Source organism: Aeromonas sp. QDB62 (genome assembly GCF_027705695.1).
GTDB classification, from domain to species: domain Bacteria; phylum Pseudomonadota; class Gammaproteobacteria; order Enterobacterales; family Aeromonadaceae; genus Aeromonas; species Aeromonas allosaccharophila.
This window is the reverse complement of record NZ_JAPDCD010000027.1, coordinates 47,705-69,616: the sequence shown is the minus strand read 5'-3', so window position 1 is coordinate 69,616 and position 21,912 is coordinate 47,705. Positions and strand designations below refer to the sequence as shown.

Below are 21,912 nucleotides of genomic sequence, written 5' to 3'. Positions count from 1 at the left end.
TTGTCACTGCAGGATCAGATCTTGGAACGGGCATTGAGTTCATTTTTTACGCCGTTTTTTATCCCGAGTTCAGGTTATTCAAGATAGCGTTTACCGAGGCTCAAACCATGGATTAAAGACCCTGCATCAGCTCGGCGGCGATCTCGAAGGAGCGCAGCCGGGCCTGATGGTCGACGATGGGGCCATTGAACATCAGCTCATCGGCACGGGTTTCCGCCAGCAGCGCCTTGAGACCGTGACGAACCTGTTCCGGGTCGCCCACCAGAGAGCGGGCAAGCGTCTGCTCCATCGCCATCAGCTCACGGGGTGCCCACTCGTCGCCAAGCTGGACGACTGGCGCAGGCAGCTTGCCCGCATCGCCGCGATGGAGGCGCAAGAACTGCTGCTGCACGGTAGTGAACTGGAAGCGGGCCTCCCGCTCAGTGTCAGCGGCGATCATATTGATGCAGACCACCGCATGGGGCTTGGGCCAGCGAGCAGAGGGACGATACTGGCTGCGGTAGATCTCCAGCGCTTGCAGCAACATGGCGGGGGCGAAATGGGAGGCAAAACCGAACGGCAAGCCCATTGCCGCCGCCAGTTGTGCGCTATAGAGGCTGGAACCCAGCAGCCAGACTGGCAGATGCAGCCCCTGACCTGGCACTGCCTGCACGGCGCCGATCTCGTCGCCAAAGTAGCTCATCAGCTCGCGCACATCGGCCGGGAAATCGTCCACCTCGCCACTGCGCATACGCCCCAGCGCCCGCATGGTGCGCTGATCGGTCCCGGGCGCCCGGCCAAGGCCCAGATCGATGCGATCGGGATAGAGAGAGGCCAGCGTGCCAAACTGCTCGGCAATGACCAGCGGCGAGTGGTTCGGCAACATGATGCCGCCCGCTCCGATCCGCAAAGTGGTGGTGGCCTCGGCCAGATGACCGATCAGCACCGAGGTGGCGGCACTGGCAATGCCCGGCATGTTGTGATGCTCGGCCAGCCAGTAGCGCTGGTAACCCCAGCCCTCGGCATGGCGGGCAAGATCCCGCGAACGGCGAAACGACTCGGCAGGCACAGAACCTTCGGCAACAGGCACCAGATCGAGTACGGAATAGGGGATGGCAGACATAAATACACTCCATTGCATCACAATTTGCTAACAGAACGGGCACTCTATCATGAGATGTTCGAACGGAACACAATTGCCCTTGATGGCCTGACGGGTGACTCAATGCGCCGGATGCAAAAAGGCCACCCCGCAAGCGGGATGGCCTTTTTCACCACGACGAGGTGATCAGAACAGCAGGTGTGCCACCGCGGCGATAACCGGCAAGGTGACCAAGGTGCGCAGCAGGAAGATAACGAACAGCTCCCACAGCTTGACCGGGATCTTGCTGCCCAGCAGCAGGGCACCCACTTCCGACATATAGATCAGCTGGGTCACTGACATGGCGGCAATCACGAAGCGGGTCATCTCGCTTTCGATGGTCGAGGCCAGTACCGCCGGAATGAACATGTCGGCAAAACCGACCATGATGGTCTTGGAGGCCGCTTCCGCCTCCGGCAGTTGCAGCAGCTCCAGCAAGGGGACGAACGGGGCACCAAGCCAGTTGAAGATCGGAGTGTGTTCGGCCAGCATCAGGGCACAGGTGCCGATCGCCATCACCACCGGCAACACGCCAAACACCATATCCAGCGCATTCTTCACCCCTTCCCGCGCGACGGCGCCCAGGTCGGTCATGCTGTCAGCCTTGGTCAGCGCCCGCTCGAAACCATAGCTCATCACGCTGTGCTGGTGCGGCACCGCCTCCTGCTTGCGGCACAGGGGAGTGCCGTCGGCATAGATGTCCTTCTTCCAGCAGAGCGGTGGCAGACGCGGCACCACGATGGCAGCAACCACACCCGCCAGACAGACGGTCAGGTAGAAGGGAACAAACATGTGCTCCAGCTTCACCTGGGAAATCACCACCAGACAGAAGGTGATGGAGACGGCGGAGAAGGTGGTGCCAATCACCGCAGCTTCACGCTGGGTGTAGAACTTGCCTTCATACTGCTTGCTGGTCAGCAGGATGCCGACGCTGCCATCGCCGAGCCAGGAGGCAAAGCAGTCCACCGCAGAGCGACCCGGCAAGCGGAACACCGGACGCATGATGCGGGTCATCATGGTGCCGACAAATTCCAGCAGCCCGAAATCGAGCAGCAACGGCAGCAGCAGACCGGCGAAAATGAAGACCGAGAACAGCACCGGCAACAGATCGTTGAGCACCAGTCCACCGGTTGCGCCCGAGTAAAGCACCTCTGGCCCCGCCTGGAAGAAGGTCAGCAGCACGAAAATACCGCCCAAGACCCGCACGCAGGCCCAGAAAGGGGAGACATTGAACAGGCTGTTGAGGAAAGGACGGCGCACCAGAATCGCCGGTTTGAACAACCAGGCGATCAGCGTCATCAGCATGGTGGTGGTGATCACTGCGCTGACCATGGCGACCAGATAATCGGCAAACACCCGCTGCACCAGCTTGGCCAGCACGGCCACCGGAATGGTGACGTTACCGTCATAGACGACCGGCGTCATGAACAGCAGGATCCCGATGAGTGACGGAACCAGAAACATCAACAAGTTACGGCGGGTATTGACCGCAGGTGCTTCGAGACTCTTTTCCAACATGATATGACTGCCCTAATGTTACTTTTCCCTAGCCCGGCCAACCTGCGTATTCATGCATTAACCGGCAAAAACGGGCGCAAGAATACTCTAAAAAAATGCACAAACAAGCCTTTAAGGCAGAAATCTGCGCATAAATATTTCTGCAGGTAAACCTTCCATCAAAACAACCGGATACAGCAACGCATATCGATTCAATCGACATCGCCAGATGATTGTTTCGTTATTGTTAATTTAGGTGGGCAGTATAATCGGTTATCAATGGCAGACAATAAGTGACATAACAAATATACCTAATGAGCGGTGACTCGATAGATATAAAAAAACCGGAGCCTGTTCAGGCTCCGGTTTTCAATGAGAGTGACGAGGATCAGTCGCGCACGTAGATGACTTCAACACCGTCATCTTCGTCGTCATCCCAATCGTCATCATCCAACCCTTCATCGAAGGCCACGGAAGCTGCCAGCGCTTCGGCTTCAGCCTGAGCCAGCTGGTTCTTGTGGTAGTCGTCCCACTTGAACTCGACCTTCTCGATCGCCTCTTTGGCATCCTGCTCCAGTTGACGGGGCATGGTGTCCAGCAGATCCAGAATGTCATAGCAGACCTTCTTGGTACCTTCCTTGCTGATGGCCGAGATCTGGTAGACCGGACCTTCGTATGCCAGTGCCGCCTTGACGCGGTCCATCACTTCCTGGGCTTCCTCTTCCAGGATCAGATCCATCTTGTTGAACACCAGCCAGCGCGGCTTGCCTGCCAGCTCGGGGCTGTATTTTTCCAGCTCCCGGACAATGGTCACGGCATTTTCAGCAGGATCGGAGCCATCGATGGGGCAGATATCCACCAGATGGAGCAGCACGCGGCAACGCTCGAGGTGCTTCAGGAAGCGAATCCCCAGACCGGCACCTTCGGCGGCCCCCTCGATCAGACCCGGAATATCCGCGATCACGAAGGAGCGGGAGTTCTCGCCACGCACCACACCCAGGTTCGGCACCAGGGTGGTGAAGGGGTAGTCGGCCACTTTCGGACGCGCGGCGGAAACGGCACGGATAAAGGTCGATTTACCGGCGTTGGGCAGACCCAGCATACCGACGTCAGCCAGCAGCAGCAGCTCCAGCTTCAGGGTCCGCACTTCACCCGGGGTACCGTTACTCTTCTGGCGCGGAGCCCGATTGACAGAGCTCTTGAAGCGGGTGTTGCCCAGACCATGGAAACCACCCTTGGCAACCATCAGCTTCTGACCATGAGTGGTCAAGTCGCCCAGTCGCTCACCGGTATCCTCGTCGCTGGCGCGAGTACCGACAGGCACACGCAGGATCTTGTCCTTGCCACGATGGCCGGTACAGTTGGCACTGCGACCATTCTCGCCACGCTCGGCGGCATGGAAACGCTCAAAACGGTAATCGATCAGGGTGTTGAGGTTTTCGTCGGCCAGCAGATAGACATCACCGCCATCGCCACCGTCACCGCCATCCGGACCACCGTTGGGAACATACAACTCCCGGCGAAAACTGACACAACCGTTACCACCGTCACCGGCATCGACTCGAATCTGGACTTCATCAACAAACTTCATAGGTAACCGTCACCTTAATTCGAAAAACCGATACGCAATTATAGTGGTACAGACCCCTGCGGGCGATACGCATCTTGGCAATCCACGCCCCTGTCGGAGCCCGGGTCATCTGCGTTCCGTTTTTTCGTCAGTTATTCAGAAAAACAAAAGCCCCGCCTGTTGGCGGGGCTTCGGATCCTTGCGGTCCGTAATTACTCAGCAACGATGCTAACGTACTTACGATTCAGCGGACCTTTAACTTCGAACAGGATTTTACCAGTCGCGGTTGCGAACAGGGTGTGATCCTTGCCCAGACCAACGTTGGTGCCAGCGTGGAACTTGGTGCCACGTTGACGAACGATGATGCTACCAGCCAGAACTGTTTCGCCGCCGAAACGCTTAACGCCCAGGCGTTTAGCTTCAGAATCGCGACCGTTGCGGGATGAACCGCCAGCTTTTTTGTGTGCCATTTATCGGACTCCTCTAATTAAGCGCTGATGCCAGTGATTTTGACTTCAGTGAACCACTGACGGTGGCCCGCTTGCTTACGATGGTGCTTACGACGACGGAACTTGACGATAGTCACTTTCTCGCCACGGCCGTGAGCCACAACTTCAGCTACAACCTTGCCACCTTCAACGAAAGGAGCACCTACTTTAAAAGTGTCGCCTGCAGCAACCATCAGAACTTCGTTGAAGTCGATAGTAGCGCCAGTCTCAACGTTCAGCTTTTCCAGACGAACGATTTGACCTTCGGCCACACGGTGTTGTTTTCCGCCGCTTTGGAATACCGCGTACATTTGATTAACTCCGTAAAGGCATGTCTTTTGCTCAAGGCTAGACATGCGCAAAAACCTATAACAATGGGCGGGCATTCTACGCAAATCGATCTGCTCAGGCAAGGCCAATTTAGCAAAAAGTTTATTTTGTGCGCATATCTGCCGCCGTGGATAAACGCCTAACTGTAACCCATTGTGAAATCGTGTAGAATCCCTGCCATTACTAAAATCGCAGTTATTGCTGCTGTCACGTTACGAGACTTATGGACCAACAGACTATCCGTGCGCTCTGTGCCGCCGACATGACGGCGGTCAATGAACTGATCCTGGCCCGACTCCAGTCCGACGTTAGTCTGATCAATCAGCTGGGTTTCTACATTGTCAGCGCCGGCGGGAAACGGATGCGCCCCATGCTGACCGTGATGGCTGCGCGTGCGCTGGGCTATGAGGGTGAGGATCACCTGAAACTGGCCGCCATCATCGAATTCATTCACACCTCTACCCTGCTGCATGACGACGTGGTCGACGAATCTGACCTGCGCCGCGGCCGGGAGACCGCCAACGCCATGTTTGGCAATGCCGCCAGCGTGCTGGTCGGTGACTACCTCTATAGCCGCTCCTTCCAGATGATGGCCGAACTCTCCAACCTGCGGGTCATGGAGATCCTCTCGGACGCCACCAACACCATCGCCGAAGGGGAAGTGTTGCAGCTGATGAACTGCAACGATCCGGACACCACCGAAGAGAGCTACATGACGGTCATCTACTGCAAGACCGCCAAGCTGTTCGAGGCCGCCACTCGGCTCGCCGCCGTACTGACCCATCAGCCCGAGCCCGTCGAGCAGGCCATGACCGATTACGGCAAGTATCTGGGCAACGCGTTCCAGATCATCGATGACGTGATGGACTATTGCTCCCAGAGTGAAGAGATGGGCAAGAACGTCGGTGACGATCTGGCCGAAGGCAAACCGACCCTGCCGCTGCTGCGCGCCATGGAAGTGGGCACACCGGAAGAGCGTCAACTGGTGCGCGATGCTATCGAGCACCGCAACGGTATGGAGCATCTTGAGCAGATCCTTGGGATTCTCGACCGTACCGGCGCGCTGGAGTACTCCCGCATGCGGGCCCGGGAAGAGGCCGACAAGGCCATTGCCGCTCTCGCCATCCTGCCTGACTCCCCGCACAAGCACGCACTGGAAACACTGGCCCACATGGCCGTGCAGCGCAGTGCCTGAGTAAACGACATGCATGAAAAAAGAGGCCTTCGGCCTCTTTTTTATTGTCTGCTATCTGCTGGACTGTGCATTGCGCCAGACTCAGCGACTCAGCATCCAGAGGATCACGCTACCCGCCACCACTAGCGAGCCGCCGATACGGCGCAACTGCTCCGCTGGCTGATCGCTCAGCAGCCGCAACATCTGCTGCCATGCCCTGGGCATCAACAGCGGGCCGAGCCCCTCGAACAACAACAGCAATCCCAACCCCATCAGCATGGATGTCAGCATCCGACCTCCTTCAATGCAACCAGCCACCCGGGTCGATGGCTAGCGTTGGCGCCAAAAACAAAAGGGTCTGACAATGCAGACCCTTTGAATGTGACCTCGTGGCGATTACTGCTTGGTGCCGTGAGGAGACTTAAGGTAACGGAAGAACTCGCTGTCCGGCTTCAACACCATCAGGTCGTTGCCACCGGCGAAGCTCTTGCGATAGGCCTCCATGCTACGCACGAAGCTGAAAAACTCGGGGTCTTTCTTGTAGCTGTCGGCATAGATCTTGGCGGCTTCCGCATCCCCTTCACCGCGCAGCTGGCGAGCGTTACTCTCGGCGTCGGCGATCATGACGGTCACCTTGCGGTCGATATCGGCACGCAGGATTTCAGCCTTCTCGCGACCCTGAGAGCGGTGCTCACGGGCGACTGCGGTACGCTCAGCGCGCATCCGCTGGTAGATGGAGTTGGAGACTTCCACCGGCAGGTTGATCTGCTTGATCCGCACATCCACCACCTTGATACCGAGCTCGGAGGAGCGCGCCATCTTCTTCAGGGCATCTTCCATCACGGTACTACGCTCACCGGAGACGATATCCTTGATGGTGCGGTTACCGATCTCGGAACGCAGACCGTTGTTGATCTTGCGCTTGAGCAGATCTTCAGCCTGCAGCTTGTTGCCACCACCGGTTGCCAGGTAGTACTTGGAGAAGTCCTCGATCTTCCACTTCACGTAGGAGTCGATGATCAGATCTTTCTTCTCGGAGGTGACAAAACGGTCGGCCTGGCTGTCAATGGTCTGGATGCGGGCATCCATCTTGCGAACCTGGTCGATGAGCGGCACCTTGAAGTGCAAGCCCGGCTCATAGAGGCGCGGCTCACCGGAGTCAACCCGCTTCACCTTGCCAAACTGCACCACAATCCCCTTCTGACCTTCATCAACGATAAAGACAGAAGAGAAGCAGACCATGGCCGCGACAGCGATTGCACCAATAGCTAGCTTTTTCATCTATCAGTTTCTCCCTGAGCTGAAGCGGTCACCGCTACGCAGCGGCGTTGTCGGCGTAGAGTTGGCACCCTCGTTGGAAACGGGGGCCTGCTCTGCGACCGGGGCGACAGTGGCACGATCAGACTGGGCTGCATTCGGCTTGCCGGACAGCTTGTCGAGCGGCAGGTAGATCATGCTGTTGTTGCCAGCCGGCATGTCGACCACCACCTTGTTGGCCTGCTGATAGAGCTCTTCCATCGTTTCCAGATAGATACGCTCACGGGTCAGCTCGGGGGCCGCCTGATACTGGGGCAGCAACTCGTTGAAGCGAGCGACTTCACCCTGGGCTTTCAACACGATCTGGGATTTGTAAGCTTCCGCTTCCTGCTCCAGACGCTTGACCGAACCACGCGCCTTCGGCTCCACTTCACGAGCGTAGGCTTCCGCTTCACGAATGAAGCGCTGTTCATCTTCCTGAGCGGAGATGGCGTCATCGAAGGCGTCTTTCACCTCTTCCGGCGGACGCGCCGGCAGGAAGTTGACGTCGACGATCTGCAGACCCATCTGGTAGGGCTCGATGATGCCATCGATCACCTGCCAGGTCTCCTGACGCACCTTCTCACGACCGGTAGTCAGCACGTCATCCATCCGGGTATGACCCACCACGTAGCGCAGGGCGCTATCGGTAGCCTGGCCCAGACTCTCGTCGGCATTGGTCACGCTGAACAGATACTGCTCGGGATTGACGACACGGTACTGTACGTCCATCTCGACCCGTACCACGTTCTCATCCTGAGTCAGCATGAAACCGGAAGCAGGCAGGGAGCGCACGGACTCGACGTCCACCGGGATCACTTGATCGATAAAGGTCGGTTTCCAGCGCAGGCCCGGCTCGACAATATGGGAAAACTTGCCAAACCGCAGCACGGCACCACGCTCCGCTTCGCGAATGGTGTAGAAGCCGCTGACGACCCACACCACCACAGCCACAACCAGCGCGATGGAGATACCAAAGCGACCTATATCGCCGCCAGATTTGCCGCCACCAAACAAGCCACCGAAACGGCGACTCACTTTGCGCAGCATTTCATCCAGATCAGGGGGTCCCTGATTCTTGCCGTTATTCCCCCAAGGGTCACGGTCTTTGCCGTTGTTACCAGGCTCATTCCAAGCCATCAGCGTCTCCATTAATACATGCGGATGGATATCATCTCTACCGGGCCATCATACGTTGAGAAGCCCCTAAGGGTTCATCTTCTTCGACGAATCAATGCCTGATAAAGCGTTGTAAACTCTCACCTTCCTGTTTCACGAGGCGGTTCCAGTCGGCCACTTGCAAGCGGACTTCCAGCACGAAATCACCCTCCTCGCTAAAACCTTCCTGCTCAATCCCTTTCAGCTGATAGAGCGCACTGCGCAATCTCGCGGCAGAAGGAGGCAACTGCAGGGTGTGATGCACCATGGAGCCAGCCAGCAATTCGGTCAGCGCCGTAAACAGATGCTCACAACCTTCACCGGTCTGGGCAGACAGCCAGACGCGCAACGGGCGCCCCTCGTCATCTCGCTCCAGACCTGCCGGACGATCCGCCAGCTTGTCGATCTTGTTGCAGATCATCAGCTGGGGCCTGTCATCGGCTTCAATCTCGGCCAACACCTGCTGCACGGAGTCGATATTCTCCTGCATCTGCTCATCGGCACAGTCCACCACATGCAGCAGCAGATCCGCTTCACGGGTCTCCTGCAGGGTCGCCTTGAAGGCCGCGACCAGATCATGGGGCAAGTGCCGAATAAATCCAACTGTATCCGCCAAAATCACATCACCCACATCCCGGATCACCAGTTTACGCAGGGTGGGATCCAGAGTTGCGAACAATTGGTCGGCAGCATACACGCTGGCAGCTGTAAGTTGGTTGAACAAAGTGGACTTTCCGGCGTTGGTATAACCAACCAGTGACACCGTCGGCACTTCGTTGCGGTTACGGGCGCGGCGTCCCTGCTCCCGCTGCTTGGCCACCTTGTCGAGCCGACGCAAAATCGCCTTGATGCGTTCCCGCAGCAGACGTCGGTCAGTTTCAAGCTGGGTTTCACCCGGGCCACGCAGACCGATCCCGCCCTTTTGACGCTCAAGGTGGGTCCAGCCTCGCACCAGACGAGTGGAAAGATGGCGCAACTGGGCCAGTTCGACCTGCAGTTTACCTTCGTGGGTACGGGCGCGCTGGGCAAAGATATCGAGGATCAGGCCGGTTCGATCCACCACCCGGCACTGGAACAGACGCTCCAGGTTGCGCTCCTGGGCGGGGGTCAGGGCATGGTTGAAGATCACCACGTCCGCCGCCAGCATCTGAACCTGGGACGCGATCTCTTCAGCCTTGCCGCTGCCGACAAAAAATTTGGCACTGGGCGCACTGCGACTGGTGGTCACGACCCCCAGCGCATTGACTCCGGCCGAGCTCACCAACATCTTGAGCTCTTCCAGATCCTCCCGCTCACCCTCATCACTGAAGTTGACATGCACCAGAACGGCCTGTTCGCCAGCTTCATAACGGTCAAACAAGCGCTTGCTCCTTAACAGGAATCATGATGAATCTGAGTTGGCGAGTCGACTCGCCCAGGGATATCACGCCTCGGCATCACCCTGTTCATCAGCCGCGCCACCCGGAGTGGGCTGGTGATGATTGACGGCACGGGCCGGTACAACAGTCGAGATGGCGTGCTTGTAAACCATCTGGCTAACGGTGTTTTTCAGCAGGATAACAAACTGGTCAAAAGACTCGATCTGACCTTGCAGTTTGATGCCGTTCACCAAATAGATAGAAACAGGAATCCGCTCACGGCGCAGCGCATTCAAAAACGGGTCTTGGAGAGATTGCCCCTTAGCCATTTTTCTTTTCCTTATAGTTTGTTGTTTTTAAACACCGAATATCAATATAACAACCTGATTATACAGGGAGTGTCAAGCCGCACCAGCGCGAGCAAGCACGCGGGCGAGATTGCCAGACTCACCAGATTCCAACCAGGTCACGTCGGGCCAGCCACGCAACCAGGTCATCTGTCGTTTTGCCAATTGGCGTGTGGCAACAATGCCACGATAACGCATCTCATCATACCCCACTTCACCGCACAGGTAGTCCCACATTTGGCGATAACCCACACAGCGAATGGAGGGGAGATCCGGGTTCAGATCGCCGCGCGCCATCAGCGCACGAACCTCCTGTTCAAAGCCACCTTGCAGCATCTTGTCAAAACGCTGTTCGATCCGCTGATGCAGCACGGCGCGATCGCTCGGGGCGATGGCAAACTGCAGCACCCGATAGGGTAACCCCTCCCCCTGCACCTGCGTCAGCTCGGTGAGGGTCTTGCCGCTGATGCGATAGACCTCCAGTGCACGACTCAATCGCTGCGGGTCATTGGGGTGGATCCGCGCCCCGGCCACCGGGTCAATGCGCACCAGCTCGTCGTGCAGCGCCTGCCAACCGAGGCGGGCAGCCTCTTCCTCAATCCCGGCACGAATGGCGGGATCGGCGGAGGGCAATGGGGACAATCCCTCCAGCAGCGCCTTGAAATAGAGCATGGTACCGCCCACCAGCAGCGGAATGCGGCCACGGTCGGCGATCTCTTTCATCTCCCGCAGGGCATCCTTGCAAAAGTCGGCCGCCGAATAGCTCAAGGCCGGGTCAAGAATGTCGATCAGCCGGTGCGGGGCCCGCGCCAGTTCATCGGCGGTCGGCTTGGCCGTACCGATATCCATGCCGCGATAGATCAGCGCCGAATCGACGCTGATGATGTCGCAAGGCAATGCCTGGCACAGTTCAATGGCGAGATCCGTCTTGCCGGAGGCCGTCGGCCCCATCAGAAAAATTGCGGTCGGCAAGTCACTCGCCATGTTCAAACTCCTCCAGCACGGTCGCCAGCGAAAGCGGGCGCACCATGCGAATGTCTGCCAGTTGGTCACTGAAATCGGTCACAAGTTCCGTCAGCAGACGGCTGGCAGTTGAAAAATCGTATATTTTTTCGCGACTTATCCCCTGATCTACCAGCCATTGGCATAATACTTCAGCCTGCTGGCCAGCATCACTGTCAGATCCGCCCTCGATAATTTGCAGCAATTCGGGTAACAGCCTCACCAGATCGGTCTGGCGCAGCAGGGCCGGCACCCGAGTCAGGATCATGGTGTCGCGCCCGCCGCTTTTCAACTCCAGCCCCATGCGTTTGAGCAAACGTTCCTGCTCGGTCACCAGCGCGATCAGATTCTTCGGCAATTTGAAGGAGACCGGCAGCAGCAGCGGCTGGGCCGCCAGCCCCTGGCCCCAGGTCTCCAGCAACCAGTGACGCAGCAGCACCCGCTCGGCGCGAACCAGCGAGAGCAGCGCCAGCTGATTATCCCGCTCGATCAACAGGTAGGCCTGATCCACCAGCGTTAGGGCGCGACATCCCCCCTGTTTGGGTGGCGGCACTGTGTCAGTGGGCTGCTCGGTCGCAGCAGCCGTTGCGATAGGCAACGCAGTGAGCAGCGCCCCCATGCCGCGCATCGCCTCGCGGCTTGGCGGCTCGGGCGGTTGATAGTTGCTGGCGCGCGCCGCGCCCCCTTCCCGCACCTGCGCAGGCGCCCGGTAGCTGTGCTCGGCACCGTACCACTCCGGGCGTGGCGCCTGACCGGGATATTCAATCTGCGGGCTGACCGGCAACTCGACCAGGGTTTCGGCCAGCGGCGCGTCCTGATGCACGGCGCGGACCCCTTCACGACGCAGCGCGGTAAACAGCGCCTGAAAGATAAAGTCGTGGATCAGCCGCGCCTGATGGAAGCGCACCTCGTGCTTGGCCGGGTGGACGTTGACATCCACCTGACGGGGATCCAGCTCGATATAGAGCACATAGGCGGCGAAGCGATCGGGAGGCAACAGTTCGTCATAGGCCTGACGGATGGCGTGATTGATGAGCTTGTCGCGCATCATCCGGCCGTTGACGTAGGTGTATTGCAGGTCGTTCTGCGGTCTTGCCCCCTCCGGGGTCGCCAGCCAGCCCCACAGCCGCACGTCGCTGTGTTCGCTCTCTACCGCCAGCGCATGGTGCATGAAGGGGGTGCCGCAGACGGCGGCGAGGCGGCGCTCCTGCTCCGGCACGGTATTGGCGGCCTTGTACTGGCGCACCACCTTGCCGTTGTGGCGCAGGATCAGGGTGGCATCGAAGCGGGAGAGCGCGATGCGGCGCACCAGCTCGTCGATATGGGCAAACTCGGTCTTTTCGCTGCGCATGAACTTGCGCCGCGCGGGGGTATTGAAGAAGAGATCCACCACCTCCACCGTGGTGCCCACCGGATGGGCCGCCGGCTTGATGGTGACGTTCATCTCGCGCCCTTCGGCCTGCGCCTGCCAGGCCTCGGCCTGCTCGGCGGTGCGGGAGGTGAAAGTGAGGCGGGAGACCGAGCTGATGGAGGCGAGCGCCTCGCCACGAAAGCCCAGGCTGTTGATCCCCTCCAGATCATCGAGGGTCGCCACCTTGGAGGTAGCGTGGCGCGACAACGCCAGCACCAGCTCATCTTTGGCAACGCCGCAGCCGTTGTCACGGATACGGATCAGCTTGGCGCCCCCCTTGTCGATATCGATTTCGACCCGGTCGGCGCCCGCATCCAGACTGTTTTCCACCAACTCCTTGACCACGGAGGAGGGCCGCTCCACCACCTCTCCGGCGGCAATCTGGTTGGCCAGAATAGGTGGCAAAATACGGATCGGCATCATTTACTCCTGAATTTCTATCTTGCGGATGGTCAGTCCCTTAACGATCCAGGAGGACCGCTCCACCACATTACCACCGGCTGCGATCTGGTTGGCCAGAATCGGGGGCAATATACGGATCGGCATCACTTGCTCCTGAATTTCAATCTTGCTGATGGTATTCGCTAACAGCGGGAGCGGCATCGCCCGCTCCCGCGCATCAGTTTTGCGGAATGTAGAGCACCTGCCCCACCTGAATATCCCGCGACTTGAGCTTGTTGATCTCCACCAGCCGCGCCTGACTCACCCCATGCTTCTCGGCAAGGCGGGAGAGGCTCTCGCCCCGCTTGACCACATGGCGGATCATCTGCGACTTGTCGTCACTGCGAACGGGAGCGGCACTGCGGCTCTGCCCCTGTTGGGGGATATAGATGGTCTGACCAATCTGAATATCCCGGCTGCGCAGCTGGTTGATCTCCACCAAAGTGGACTGACTCACCCCATGCTTCTCGGCAAGGCGGGAGAGGCTCTCGCCCCGTTGGACCACATGGCGGAGCATCCGCGATTTGTCATAGTCGCCCACGCTGCTGACCGGCGCTCCGGTCTCTTGCGCTGCTGCCGAATAAGGCTTGATCACCCCGGCACCAGAGCCGGTCGCCGCACCGCCGTCGCGGGCAGTGGCGGGCATCTTGTTACTCACCACCGGCTGCAACTGTACCTGTCTGGGCTGGCTCACCGGCTGCTGGGCGACCGGCGCAGACCGAGTGGTCGCGGCAGGTCGGCTCGCCTGCCCCTTGCCAGTCAGCATGGCCCCCTTGGTCGGGTGGGCACGGTAGTAGTTGCGGATCCCCTCGAAGATGGCGCGGGCCAGCTGGTCCTGATAGCTGGCGGTGGCCAGCAGCTTCTCTTCCGCATGGTTGGAGATAAACCCGGTCTCCACCAGCACAGAGGGAATATCCGGCGCTTTCAGCACTGCCAGACTGGCGTGTTCCGGCGCCTTCTTGTGCAGTCGGGCAACCTTGCCCATGGAGCGCAGGATCTGGCGGCTGACGTCATATCCTTCGGCACGGGACTTGTCCATGGAGAGGTCGAGGAAGGTCTGCGCCAGATAGGGGTTGGGATCGGATTCCGCCAACACCTTGCCGACACCGCCCAGCAACTCGCCCTGCTTCTCCTGCTTCTCCAGCCAGCTGCCCATCTCGCGGTTGGCGCGGTTGGTCGACAAGACCCAGACCGAGGCACCACGGGGAGTGGAGTTATGGAAGCTGTCCGCATGCACAGATACCAGCAGATCGGCCTTGGCCTTGCGGGCAATCTCGGAGCGCTTGTTGAGGTCAACGAAGTAGTCGCCACGACGGGTCAGCACGGCGCGCATCCCCGGCTCGCGGTCGATCAGCGCCGCCAGCTTCTGGGAGACCGCCAGCGTGACCCGCTTCTCGTAGGTACGGCGCGGGCCGATGGAGCCCGGATCTTCCCCGCCATGGCCCGGGTCGATGGCAATCACCACCCCCTTGCCCTTGCCACCGACAGGCGTGGATTGCACCGCAGCCGCCGAGCGCTTCTCTTCATAAGGCAGGTCGATGACCAGACGGTGGCCATAAGGCCCGGCTGGCGCCAGCGGAAAGACCACCGGCTTGATGGCGGAGCTGAGATCCATCACCAGCCGCAGACCGCCCTTCTCCAGCGGCGTGCTCTGGCGGATCTTGCGCACCAGTTCGCTGTTGTTCTCGATCCGCGCCAGATTGGCGGCGTTGCTCGCCCCTTTCAGGTCGATCACCAGCCGATCCGGGCCGGTGAGGGTGAAATAGTTGAAGTTGGGGGCGCTGCTCATGTCGAGCACCACCCGGGTATTATCCGGTGATGGCCAGATTCGTACGCTCTTGAGCTGATTCGCCCAGGAGGGTAACGCCATCAAAGAGAGAGCAATAACAAGGATCAAGCGCACGTAGATGACAACCGTTCCAGAATGGCTTCGCCAATAGCAGTGCGGGCCTCTATCAGAACCTCGCGCTGCTCGCCTACATAAGTGAGGGTAATTTCCAGGTCGGGAGCCGGTAACCAGCCCTCGCCCTTCTCGGACCACTCCACCAGACAGAGAGTGTTGGCGGCAAAATAGTCCCGAATGCCCATGAATTCCAGCTCTTCCGGATCAGCCAGGCGATAGAGATCGAAATGGTAGACTTGCCAGCCATCGAGCTCGTAGGGCTCGACCAGGGTGTAAGTCGGGCTTTTTACCTTGCCCTGATGGCCAAGGCCCTGTACCCAGCCGCGGGTCAGGGTGGTTTTACCGGCGCCAAGCGTGCCATGCAAAAACACTGTGGTCGCCTGCTGGCAAGCCTGTGCCAGACGGCCACCCAGTGCCACGGTTGCTGCCTCGTTCGGCAGTGTCATCATCAACTGTTTTGCCATGTTCTTCTTTTTAACTTGTTATGGTGTCGGGATTAACCAGTCTGCGGATCAGCGGCAGCAGATCTGACGCCAGCATGCCCCGCTCGCCGTCGGCGGCGGCCTGATCTGCGGCCTCGCCGTGGATCACGGCGCCCAGCCAGCTTGCCATGGTGGCAGACCAGCCCTGGGCCAAAAGGGCGGCGATTATACCAGATAACAGATCACCCATGCCGCCACTTGCCATGCCGGGATTGCCTTCACAACAGAGAGCGACCCGCTCGCCGTCATAAATAAGTGTTCCCGCCCCTTTTAACAACACCACACCGCCATAGCGCCGCTGCAACGCCTGCACGGCGGCAAACCGGTCGGTTTCAATCTCGGCAATGGTGCATCCCAGCAGTCGCGCCGCTTCGCCGGGATGGGGCGTGAGCACCCAATTATCCTGATGGCGGGGAGATTGCGCCAGCCAATTCAATCCATCGGCGTCCAAAACCAGTGGCAGCCGATCGGTGAGATAACGGGCGATTTGCCCCCTTCCCCACTCATCCTGACCGAGGCCGGGGCCAATGACCTGCACCGACGCCCACCCCTCGTCATCTGTGGTGATAAGGCTCATCAGCTCGGGTTGATAGAGGCTAACCGGCGGATGCTCCGGATGTTGGCACACCCGCACCAGCCCGGCCCCCGCCCGCAGGCAGGCGCGGGCTGCCAGCACGATGGCCCCCTGCATGCCGCGATTGCCCCCCACCAGCAGCACCTTGCCATAAGAGCCCTTGTGGGAAGCGCGCTGGCGCGGGGTCAGTTGCGTGCTTAGCAGTGGATAATCGATGCGCCAGGCGGCGGGCGAAATAGCATCATCTGGCGTGACGCCAAGGGGATCACAGTCGAGCAGGCCGACGCAATCCACCCCGTCGCCGGTGAGCATCCCCTGCTTGATCCCGATAAAGGTGAGGGTGCGAGTGGCCTGCACCACGGCCCCCATGGCACGGCCGGTATCGCCGTTGAGGCCGGAGGGGAGATCCACCGCCAGCACGGGCACAGCCAAGCCATTGATTGTTGCGACGATCTTTGTCAGTAGCGGCGAGAGGGGGGTGTTGACGCCGGTGCCAAGCAGGGCATCGACCACCAGATCCGGGGCAGGCTGCTGGGCACCATCAAACTGCTCGGCCAGCCAGACCCGGCCACCGGCCGCCAGCCACTCATCGGCGGCCCGTCTGGCATCCCCCTTCAGCTGGTCGGGTGCTCTGGCGGCAATCACCACCACCTCGATGCCGATCTGGCGGGCAAGGCGGGCCAGCACATAGCCATCACCGCCGTTATTACCGGGGCCGACGAAAATCCACCAGCAACGACTCTCGGGCCAATGCAGGGTGGCATAGGTGCGCAGTGCAGCACCGGCTCGCTCCATCAGGGCATAGAGAGGTTGCCCCTCACGCGCGGCCCAGTTGCGCTCCAGTGTGCGGATCTGTTCAGTCTGCCACAGCCCCTGTGGTAAACTGCCCCCCTCTTTTGTGCCCAACGCGCCCCTGATGATCTCTACCATGACGGCTCCCGCCTCTTATCAATCGACCCACGCCAGCCAACTCCGGCCAGGCCAAGCCGCATGAGCGCACCTGACTTCCACCAGCTGGCCCACGATATCAAGCTCTGGGCACGGGAGCTAGGATTTGACCAGGCGGGCATCACCGACACCGATCTGCGTATCGAAGAGCCGCGATTGCAGGCCTGGCTGGATGCGGGCTATCACGGCAGCATGGATTACATGGCGCGCCACGGCATGATGCGCGCACGCCCCCACGAGCTGCTGCCGGGCACGGTGCGGGTGTTGTCAGTGCGGATGAACTACCTGCCATTCGAGGCGGGCTTTGCCGCCACCCTGCGCGATCCGACCCTCGGCTATATCAGTCGCTACGCCCTCGGCCGCGACTACCACAAGGTACTGCGCAACCGGCTCAAACAGCTGGGTGATCGCATCGAAGCGCGCTGTGCCGAGCTGTTTCAAGGCACTGAAGAGACCTTGGGTGAGTGGCGCCCCTTCGTTGACTCCGCCCCCATCCTCGAGCGGCCGCTGGCAGCCAAGGCGGGCCTCGGCTGGGTTGGCAAACACTCACTGCTGCTCAACGAATCGGCCGGCTCCTTCTTCTTTCTCGGTGAGCTGTTGCTCAACCTGCCGCTGCCGCTCGACCAGCCGGTAGCGAAGGAGCTGTGCGGCAAGTGCGTCGCCTGCATCAACATCTGTCCGACTGGCGCCATTGTCGCCCCCTATGTGGTGGATGGCCGCCGCTGCATCTCCTATCTCACCATCGAGAACGATGGCCCTATTCCGGAAGAGTTCAGGCCCTTGATGGGCAACCGCATCTACGGCTGTGACGACTGCCAGCTTATCTGCCCCTGGAATCGCTATGCCGATGCCAGCCCGGAACCCGACTTCAGCCCGCGTTCCAGCCTGCACCGCCCGCCCCTGCTGGCGCTGTGGCACTGGAGCGAGAGTGATTTTCTCAAGCAGACCGAAGGGAGCCCGATCCGCCGCATCGGTTACCAGCGCTGGCGCCGCAATCTGGCGGTCGCCCTCGGCAATGGCCCGGCAACCCCCGAGGTCATCGCCGCCCTGCAACTGGGGCTGACCAACGCCGAGCCCATGGTAGCCGAACATATCGAATGGGCGCTGGCCACTCTTACCCGGCGTCAGGATGAAGAGAACAAGAAAACCCGTTTGCTGATCCGCTGCATCGAAAAAGGTCTGCCGGATCACGCATAAGTGATCTGCCCCTTGCCGGATTGCTGTACTTTTTTCATGCTCTGCCGACCCGCAGTGACCAGAACACCGTAATCAGTATCAGCTGGTCGGCACACAACAAGGACAACACAGATGCATATGTTGGGAGTGGATATTGGAGGCTCTGGGATCAAGGGCTGTCTGGTGGATACCAAAACCGGCGAACTGATCGGCGAGCGCCATCGCATTGCCACGCCGCAACCGGCCACCCCGGCCGCCATCGCCCATACCCTCAAGGCGCTGGTCGAACACTTTGACTGGAAAGGGCCGGTGGGTTGCGGCTTTCCCGCCACCATTCACAACGGCATTGCCAAGAGTGCGGCCAATATCGACAAGAGCTGGATTGAGACCGATGCCGAGCATCTGTTTGCCGATGTCACCGGCAAGCCCTGCTATGTGCTGAATGATGCCGATGCCGCCGGTCTGGCCGAGATGCGCTTTGGCGCCGGTAAAGATCGCAAGGGGGTCATCATCCTCATCACGGTCGGCACCGGCATCGGCACCGCCATCTTCGTCAACGGCCACCTGCTGCCCAACACCGAGCTGGGTCACCTGATGCTGGAAGGGATGGTGGCCGAGCACTACTGCTCCGATGCGGTGCGCAAACGGGAAGATCTCTCCTGGAACCGCTGGGGCAAGCGCTTCAACAAGTATCTGGCGCGCCTCGAGTTTCTCTTCTCCCCCGACCTCTTCATTCTGGGGGGCGGCAGCGCCGCCAAGCTGGATAAATTTGTCGATCGCATCGAGACCCGGGCACCGCTCATTCCAGCGGCCAGCCTCAATCAGGCGGGCATTATCGGGGCCGCCCTCTACGCGGCCGAGCGGCAGGGCTGATCGACGCTCACCGCCAATCAGCAGAGAGCAAATGGAAAGGGCCCGGCACTGCTGCCGGGCCCTTTTGCTTGACCGCTATCTTGCGTGTTTGGCGCTTATCACCCGTTACATGTCATCGAGTCGGTGTACCCCGTGCACCAGTCGGGTCAGGCGGGTCTGCTCCAGCCCGGCCAGATTCTCGAGCAGGGTGGTGGTGGCCGGTGTCGGGCACTCCCGGGCCAGATGGCCCAGCTCGCCCACCAGCTGCTCTTCCCAGCGGCACACCTGAGTGACGATATCCTGGGTCTGGGCCGAGGCCGGCAGCTCGAAGCGGGTGATGGCGGGCACCATATCCTCGCTGAAACTCTGGTTCAACCAGGTCTCCCTCACCGCCTCTCCCAGCTGGGCGGCATATTCGTGCAGATGGGCACTGGCCGCATCCTCACGCCCTTGCAGATAGACCAGCAACATCCGGCTACGTTCGCTGTCCACCTGACTGGTCAATCGCCCGTAGCAGAGCCCGAGCTGGTGATGAACCTGTTCAAGATAGTGCAGCAACTCTTTGATCTGTTGGAATCTCATCGCACTGCCCTCCATGCTGTCGGTATCATCAGTATAAAAAACAAGCGCCACCGACCCAATCCCTATCCGAGCCCCCCTTGCGCTGCATCAAGGTTGATGCCGACAAAGGGGCGGACAGGTGATCCGGTCGCGAATAGGGAACGATTTGTGCAGCTATTTGTGCAACTATGGTGGCGTTTCAGGCTCGACACCTGACATGAGTGACATCGGGCTGACACACTAATAAAACCAGCGTTTACCCGATATAAACCATCTTTAATTCGGCCATATACCAAACTGGCGAAACAGGATCTGGATGCGAGACATATCCACCCAGATCGTTATCCACCAGACAGATATCCTTATCACTTTTTTAGACGTCTAGACGTAAAAACATGCGTTGACACGGCCATCCAGACATCTTAGCATCATCCTCCATGATGGCAGAGTAACCCAGTGGAACCTCTGCCCAATTTCCCCGCCTGTAGCGCCCTGTGCTGTAAGGCTGTTAGCACGGAAGAATCCATGATTAAGTTGAAAGGTCTCAACAAAGTCTACGGTACAGGCAGTGACGCCGTGCACGCCCTGCGTGATGTGAGTCTGCATGTACCCCAAGGCAAAATTTTCGGGGTGATCGGTGCCTCCGGTGCCGGCAAGAGTACCCTCATTCGTTGTGTCAACCTGCTGGAGCGCCCGACAGAGGGCCAGGTGATTGTCGATGGCCAGGATCTGGTAGCCCTGAGCGAACGGGATCTGACCCAGGCTCGCCGCCAGATCGGGATGATTTTCCAGCACTTCAACCTGCTCGCTTCCCGCACCGTGTTTGCCAACATCGCCTTTCCGCTGGAGCTGGCAGGCTGGAGCAAAGAGCAGATCCAGCAACGGGTTGCCGAGCTGCTGGCGCTGGTCGGGCTGGAAGCCCGTGCCCATGCCTATCCGTCCGAGCTTTCCGGCGGTCAGAAGCAGCGTGTTGCCATTGCCCGCGCACTGGCACCGGCCCCCAAGGTGCTGCTCTGTGACGAGGCCACCTCGGCCCTCGACCCGCAGACCACCCGCTCGATCCTGACCCTGCTCAAGGAGATCAACGTCAAGCTGGGGCTCACCATCCTGCTCATCACCCACGAGATGGATGTGGTGAAAGGGATCTGTGACGAAGTGGCCATCATCAGCGACGGCCGTCTAATCGAGCAGGGCGAAGTGGCCTGGTTCTTCAGCAACGCCAAGACCCAGCTGGCCCGTGACTTCATCCACTCCACCATCCATCTGGAGGTACCGCAGGAGTATCAGGATCGGATGAGCAGCGAGCGGGTGCCAGGCAGCTATCCGCTGGTGAAGCTCGGCTTTACCGGCAGTACGGTCGATACGCCGCTGATCTCCGAGGCGAGCCGCCGTTTCAATATCGACATCAGCATTCTGAGCGCAGACATCGAGTACGCCGGTGGCGTCAAATTCGGTTTCCTGCTGGCCGAGCTGTTCGGGGATGAAGCCCAGTGCGAGGCAACCCAGCAGTTCCTCATCGACAACCACATTCAGCTGGAGGTAATGGGTTATGTCCGAAGCCATGATTAATCTGCTCATCACGGCCCTGGGCGACACCCTGATCATGGTGTTTGCCTCCGCCCTGTTCGGCTGCCTGCTGGGCCTGCCGCTTGGCGTGGCACTGCACGTCACCAAGGCGGGCCAGATCCTGGCCAACCCCTTGCTCAACCGTACTCTGGGCATGGTGGTCAACGTGGGTCGCTCGGTGCCCTTTATCATCCTGCTGGTCGCCATCATTCCGCTGACCCGGCTGATTGTCGGCACCAGTATCGGCACCATCGCCGCCATCGTGCCGCTGACCGTGGGTTGCATCCCCTTCATCGCCCGTCTGGTGGAAGGAGCCCTGATGGAGGTGCCGGATGGCCTGCTGGAAGCGGCCAAGGCGATGGGCGCCAAGCCGCTGCAAATCATCACCAAGGTGCTGCTGCCCGAGGCTCTGCCCGGCATCCTCAACAGCGTCACCATTACCCTCGTCACGCTGGTGAACTACTCGGCCATGGCCGGGGCCATCGGTGGCGGCGGTCTGGGGGATGTGGGTATTCGTTATGGTTATCAGCGCTTTGACCCGACCGTCATGCTGGTGACCGTGGTTATCCTGGTAGTACTGGTTCAACTTATCCAGAGCGCGGGTGAGCGCCTGGTCCACAAATGTGATCATCGTTAATCGTCGATTTCTGACAGGAGG

General features: G+C 59.7%; 22 protein-coding genes. 5 read left to right on the top strand and 17 right to left on the bottom strand.

The features are described from left to right. Positions 1 to 112 precede the first annotated feature (112 nt). The 5 genes from OKC27_RS14490 to rplU all read right to left on the bottom strand — a co-directional run bounded on the left by OKC27_RS14490 (position 113) and on the right by rplU (position 4,986). The gene (locus OKC27_RS14490; RefSeq protein WP_182938910.1) at positions 113 to 1,102 is read right to left on the bottom strand and encodes a luciferase-like monooxygenase; all 990 of its coding nucleotides are present in this window, start codon (positions 1,100 to 1,102) and stop codon (positions 113 to 115) included. Positions 1,103 to 1,267: 165 nt separating this feature from the next. Continuing rightward, on the bottom strand, positions 1,268 to 2,638 hold the full coding sequence (locus OKC27_RS14485; RefSeq protein ID WP_042059942.1) for a YjiH family protein: 1,371 nt from the start codon (positions 2,636 to 2,638) through the stop codon (positions 1,268 to 1,270). A 367-nt stretch (positions 2,639 to 3,005) separates the two neighbouring features. Then, positions 3,006 to 4,208, bottom strand: coding sequence for an Obg family GTPase CgtA (gene cgtA, locus OKC27_RS14480; protein WP_042059940.1), 1,203 nt, complete (start codon positions 4,206 to 4,208; stop codon positions 3,006 to 3,008). Between the two features lie 191 nt (positions 4,209 to 4,399). Next, positions 4,400 to 4,657: a 50S ribosomal protein L27 gene (gene rpmA, locus OKC27_RS14475; RefSeq protein WP_005339028.1), complete on the bottom strand. Its 258-nt coding sequence runs from the start codon at positions 4,655 to 4,657 to the stop codon at positions 4,400 to 4,402. A 17-nt stretch (positions 4,658 to 4,674) separates the two neighbouring features. Further along, complete coding sequence (gene rplU, locus OKC27_RS14470) at positions 4,675 to 4,986, bottom strand: 50S ribosomal protein L21 (RefSeq protein ID WP_005304210.1); 312 nt, start codon at positions 4,984 to 4,986, stop codon at positions 4,675 to 4,677. Between the two features lie 242 nt (positions 4,987 to 5,228). On the opposite strand from rplU, the gene ispB reads away from it, so the two are divergent. Continuing rightward, complete coding sequence (ispB, locus tag OKC27_RS14465) at positions 5,229 to 6,200, top strand: octaprenyl diphosphate synthase (protein WP_270806423.1); 972 nt, start codon at positions 5,229 to 5,231, stop codon at positions 6,198 to 6,200. 81 nt (positions 6,201 to 6,281) lie between these two features. On the opposite strand, the gene OKC27_RS14460 is transcribed toward ispB, so the two are convergent. The 11 genes from OKC27_RS14460 to OKC27_RS14410 form a co-directional block, all read right to left on the bottom strand. Next, entirely contained in the window at positions 6,282 to 6,470 is a 189-nt protein-coding gene (locus tag OKC27_RS14460) for a DUF2065 domain-containing protein (RefSeq protein WP_111900703.1), read from the bottom strand. A 105-nt stretch (positions 6,471 to 6,575) separates the two neighbouring features. Then, a complete protein-coding gene (hflC, locus tag OKC27_RS14455) occupies positions 6,576 to 7,460 on the bottom strand; it encodes a protease modulator HflC (protein ID WP_005339038.1) in 885 nt (294 codons plus the stop codon). 3 nt (positions 7,461 to 7,463) lie between these two features. Beyond that, a complete protein-coding gene (gene hflK / locus OKC27_RS14450; RefSeq protein ID WP_182938909.1) occupies positions 7,464 to 8,615 on the bottom strand; it encodes an FtsH protease activity modulator HflK in 1,152 nt (383 codons plus the stop codon). 91 nt (positions 8,616 to 8,706) lie between these two features. Continuing rightward, complete coding sequence (gene hflX / locus OKC27_RS14445; protein WP_033135815.1) at positions 8,707 to 9,993, bottom strand: ribosome rescue GTPase HflX; 1,287 nt, start codon at positions 9,991 to 9,993, stop codon at positions 8,707 to 8,709. Between the two features lie 63 nt (positions 9,994 to 10,056). Then, positions 10,057 to 10,320 (bottom strand): RNA chaperone Hfq, encoded by a 264-nt coding sequence (gene hfq, locus OKC27_RS14440; protein WP_005339045.1) that lies wholly within the window; start codon positions 10,318 to 10,320, stop codon positions 10,057 to 10,059. A 72-nt stretch (positions 10,321 to 10,392) separates the two neighbouring features. Next, positions 10,393 to 11,322, bottom strand: a complete 930-nt coding sequence (miaA, locus tag OKC27_RS14435) for a tRNA (adenosine(37)-N6)-dimethylallyltransferase MiaA (RefSeq protein ID WP_162518046.1) — start codon at positions 11,320 to 11,322, stop codon at positions 10,393 to 10,395. Then, positions 11,312 to 13,171, bottom strand: a complete 1,860-nt coding sequence (mutL, locus tag OKC27_RS14430) for a DNA mismatch repair endonuclease MutL (protein WP_182939708.1) — start codon at positions 13,169 to 13,171, stop codon at positions 11,312 to 11,314. The genes miaA and mutL overlap by 11 nt, the downstream gene beginning before the upstream one ends. 3 nt (positions 13,172 to 13,174) lie before the next feature. After that, positions 13,175 to 13,354: a hypothetical protein gene (locus OKC27_RS14425; RefSeq protein WP_042059932.1), complete on the bottom strand. Its 180-nt coding sequence runs from the start codon at positions 13,352 to 13,354 to the stop codon at positions 13,175 to 13,177. Between the two features lie 16 nt (positions 13,355 to 13,370). Further along, entirely contained in the window at positions 13,371 to 15,062 is a 1,692-nt protein-coding gene (locus tag OKC27_RS14420; RefSeq protein ID WP_232093610.1) for an N-acetylmuramoyl-L-alanine amidase, read from the bottom strand. 23 nt (positions 15,063 to 15,085) lie between these two features. Then, positions 15,086 to 15,559 (bottom strand): tRNA (adenosine(37)-N6)-threonylcarbamoyltransferase complex ATPase subunit type 1 TsaE, encoded by a 474-nt coding sequence (tsaE, locus tag OKC27_RS14415; protein ID WP_182938907.1) that lies wholly within the window; start codon positions 15,557 to 15,559, stop codon positions 15,086 to 15,088. 10 nt (positions 15,560 to 15,569) lie between these two features. Next, positions 15,570 to 17,081: an NAD(P)H-hydrate dehydratase gene (locus tag OKC27_RS14410; protein WP_182938906.1), complete on the bottom strand. Its 1,512-nt coding sequence runs from the start codon at positions 17,079 to 17,081 to the stop codon at positions 15,570 to 15,572. A 60-nt stretch (positions 17,082 to 17,141) separates the two neighbouring features. Between OKC27_RS14410 and queG the strand changes: the two genes are divergently transcribed. Further along, positions 17,142 to 18,296, top strand: coding sequence for a tRNA epoxyqueuosine(34) reductase QueG (queG, locus tag OKC27_RS14405; RefSeq protein ID WP_182938905.1), 1,155 nt, complete (start codon positions 17,142 to 17,144; stop codon positions 18,294 to 18,296). Between the two features lie 111 nt (positions 18,297 to 18,407). Beyond that, positions 18,408 to 19,148 carry a polyphosphate--glucose phosphotransferase gene (gene ppgK / locus OKC27_RS14400; RefSeq protein WP_042059923.1) on the top strand — a complete coding sequence of 247 codons (741 nt, stop codon included), beginning with the start codon at positions 18,408 to 18,410 and terminating at the stop codon, positions 19,146 to 19,148. 105 nt (positions 19,149 to 19,253) lie between these two features. On the opposite strand, the gene OKC27_RS14395 is transcribed toward ppgK, so the two are convergent. Then, positions 19,254 to 19,709: a hypothetical protein gene (locus OKC27_RS14395; protein WP_058053064.1), complete on the bottom strand. Its 456-nt coding sequence runs from the start codon at positions 19,707 to 19,709 to the stop codon at positions 19,254 to 19,256. A 504-nt stretch (positions 19,710 to 20,213) separates the two neighbouring features. Between OKC27_RS14395 and metN the strand changes: the two genes are divergently transcribed. Both metN and OKC27_RS14385 read left to right on the top strand, forming a co-directional pair. Further along, positions 20,214 to 21,257 (top strand): methionine ABC transporter ATP-binding protein MetN, encoded by a 1,044-nt coding sequence (gene metN, locus OKC27_RS14390; protein WP_058053063.1) that lies wholly within the window; start codon positions 20,214 to 20,216, stop codon positions 21,255 to 21,257. Then, on the top strand, positions 21,238 to 21,891 hold the full coding sequence (locus OKC27_RS14385; RefSeq protein ID WP_042031786.1) for a methionine ABC transporter permease: 654 nt from the start codon (positions 21,238 to 21,240) through the stop codon (positions 21,889 to 21,891). The genes metN and OKC27_RS14385 overlap by 20 nt, the downstream gene beginning before the upstream one ends. The last annotated feature ends 21 nt before the right edge of the window (positions 21,892 to 21,912 follow it).

Coding starts and splice junctions, on each gene's coding strand:
- OKC27_RS14490 (WP_182938910.1), bottom strand. CDS start 1,102: ATGTCTGCCATCCCCTATTCCGTACTCGATCTGGTGCCTGTTGCCGAA.
- OKC27_RS14485 (WP_042059942.1), bottom strand. CDS start 2,638: ATGTTGGAAAAGAGTCTCGAAGCACCTGCGGTCAATACCCGCCGTAAC.
- cgtA (WP_042059940.1), bottom strand. CDS start 4,208: ATGAAGTTTGTTGATGAAGTCCAGATTCGAGTCGATGCCGGTGACGGT.
- rpmA (WP_005339028.1), bottom strand. CDS start 4,657: ATGGCACACAAAAAAGCTGGCGGTTCATCCCGCAACGGTCGCGATTCT.
- rplU (WP_005304210.1), bottom strand. CDS start 4,986: ATGTACGCGGTATTCCAAAGCGGCGGAAAACAACACCGTGTGGCCGAA.
- ispB (WP_270806423.1), top strand. CDS start 5,229: ATGGACCAACAGACTATCCGTGCGCTCTGTGCCGCCGACATGACGGCG.
- OKC27_RS14460 (WP_111900703.1), bottom strand. CDS start 6,470: ATGCTGACATCCATGCTGATGGGGTTGGGATTGCTGTTGTTGTTCGAG.
- hflC (WP_005339038.1), bottom strand. CDS start 7,460: ATGAAAAAGCTAGCTATTGGTGCAATCGCTGTCGCGGCCATGGTCTGC.
- hflK (WP_182938909.1), bottom strand. CDS start 8,615: ATGGCTTGGAATGAGCCTGGTAACAACGGCAAAGACCGTGACCCTTGG.
- hfq (WP_005339045.1), bottom strand. CDS start 10,320: ATGGCTAAGGGGCAATCTCTCCAAGACCCGTTTTTGAATGCGCTGCGC.
- miaA (WP_162518046.1), bottom strand. CDS start 11,322: ATGGCGAGTGACTTGCCGACCGCAATTTTTCTGATGGGGCCGACGGCC.
- mutL (WP_182939708.1), bottom strand. CDS start 13,171: ATGCCGATCCGTATTTTGCCACCTATTCTGGCCAACCAGATTGCCGCC.
- OKC27_RS14425 (WP_042059932.1), bottom strand. CDS start 13,354: ATGCCGCTCCCGCTGTTAGCGAATACCATCAGCAAGATTGAAATTCAG.
- OKC27_RS14420 (WP_232093610.1), bottom strand. CDS start 15,062: ATGGCGTTACCCTCCTGGGCGAATCAGCTCAAGAGCGTACGAATCTGG.
- tsaE (WP_182938907.1), bottom strand. CDS start 15,559: ATGGCAAAACAGTTGATGATGACACTGCCGAACGAGGCAGCAACCGTG.
- OKC27_RS14410 (WP_182938906.1), bottom strand. CDS start 17,081: ATGGTAGAGATCATCAGGGGCGCGTTGGGCACAAAAGAGGGGGGCAGT.
- queG (WP_182938905.1), top strand. CDS start 17,142: ATGAGCGCACCTGACTTCCACCAGCTGGCCCACGATATCAAGCTCTGG.
- ppgK (WP_042059923.1), top strand. CDS start 18,408: ATGCATATGTTGGGAGTGGATATTGGAGGCTCTGGGATCAAGGGCTGT.
- OKC27_RS14395 (WP_058053064.1), bottom strand. CDS start 19,709: ATGAGATTCCAACAGATCAAAGAGTTGCTGCACTATCTTGAACAGGTT.
- metN (WP_058053063.1), top strand. CDS start 20,214: ATGATTAAGTTGAAAGGTCTCAACAAAGTCTACGGTACAGGCAGTGAC.
- OKC27_RS14385 (WP_042031786.1), top strand. CDS start 21,238: ATGTCCGAAGCCATGATTAATCTGCTCATCACGGCCCTGGGCGACACC.